Raw genomic sequence first — 1,256 nt, 5'->3', positions numbered from 1 at the left:
GTTCAACAGAGATTAAACGACCAGTCTCCTGTAGATTACAGAAAACTGACCGCTTAAAAGTTTTTTCTTCTGTCCCAATTTTGGGGTGCAGTGCCGAGTTCGCTCAGCCTTTTCTTTTTGAATCAAATGATTTTTTATCTTGAATTTTTTGAATAGAAACAGTATAATTAGTTTATAAACTAACAAAAGGAGAGGTTTATGTTTTCAGGTGAACGTTTAGCAAAAAGACGTCAAGAGTTGGGGATGTCCCAGTCTCAATTGGCGGAAAAACTAGGAATTTCAAGACCATCCTATCATAATTGGGAGTCTGGAAAAACAAAGCCAAATCAGAAAAATCTTCAGAGATTAAGTGAAATTTTGAAGGTTGAAAGTAATTATTTCTTGTCACAGTACGATATTGTAGGTATATTTTCAAAATTAACAAAGCCTAGTCAGGATAAGGTTATCTCTTATAGTCAGTCTCTTCTTGAAAAAGAGTCTAAACTGATTAATCTTTCTGATAAGAAGCCTCGAAAACTTTACAGTTATAAGGTTTATGAGAAACTGTCTGCTGGTACAGGTTTTACTTATTTTAACGATGGCAATTACGATGAAGTCTTTTATGATGAGAAATTGGATCATGATTTTGCCTCATGGGTTTTTGGAAATTCCATGGAACCAACCTATTTGAATGGAGAGGTAGTTCTCATTAAGCAGACGGGATTTGACTACGATGGAGCTGTCTATGCAGTTGATTGGAATGGAGAGACTTACATTAAACGTGTTTATCGTGAAGAAGATGGTTTGCGTCTGGTCTCCATCAACGATGCTTATGAAGACATGCATGCACCTTATGAGGAAAATCCAAGAATTATAGGAAAAATTGTTGGTAATTTTATGCCAACCGAGGTTTGAAATGACCTTGATTGATTATTCTAGAGAACCGAAATCAGACATTGCTTTTATTGATATGAAGTCTTTTTATGCTAGTGTTGAGTGTGTATCTAGAAATCTACATCCTTTGAAGACGCCTTTGTGTGTTATGAGTCGAGCAGATCATTCTAATGGCTTGATTCTTGCTTCATCACCAAGCTTTAAATCAATTTTTGGGAAAGATAATGTTGGCAGAAGTAGTGACCTTCCTTTTGATATAAAGAGTCGTCGCTTTAATTATGCTTGGGCTAGAAAAACATACTAAGATTAGTAGTGAGGAAATCTCCGACGGGAGAGAGTACTCACTACTTTTTCTTTATGCTAAAGTAGAGGTGTCTTGTTAA

Annotated in this window: 1 protein-coding gene and 1 pseudogene; both read left to right on the top strand. The window is 35.7% G+C overall.

Going from position 1 to position 1,256, the window contains the following annotated elements:
* Positions 1–198 precede the first annotated feature (198 nt).
* Positions 199–894 (top strand): helix-turn-helix domain-containing protein, encoded by a 696-nt coding sequence (locus tag JOC28_RS10605; protein ID WP_205010635.1) that lies wholly within the window; start codon positions 199–201, stop codon positions 892–894.
* 1 nt (position 895) lies between these two features.
* Positions 896–1,168, top strand: a pseudogene (locus JOC28_RS10600) (Y-family DNA polymerase); the annotation flags it as partial.
* Positions 1,169–1,256: the final 88 nt, after the last annotated feature.

Origin of the sequence: Streptococcus loxodontisalivarius (genome assembly GCF_016908645.1) — a bacterium.
GTDB lineage: Bacteria > Bacillota > Bacilli > Lactobacillales > Streptococcaceae > Streptococcus > Streptococcus loxodontisalivarius.
Note: the sequence above shows the minus strand (reverse complement) of the source record. Positions and strands in the feature narration are given on the sequence as shown.

Coding starts and splice junctions, on each gene's coding strand:
- JOC28_RS10605 (WP_205010635.1), top strand. CDS start 199: ATGTTTTCAGGTGAACGTTTAGCAAAAAGACGTCAAGAGTTGGGGATG.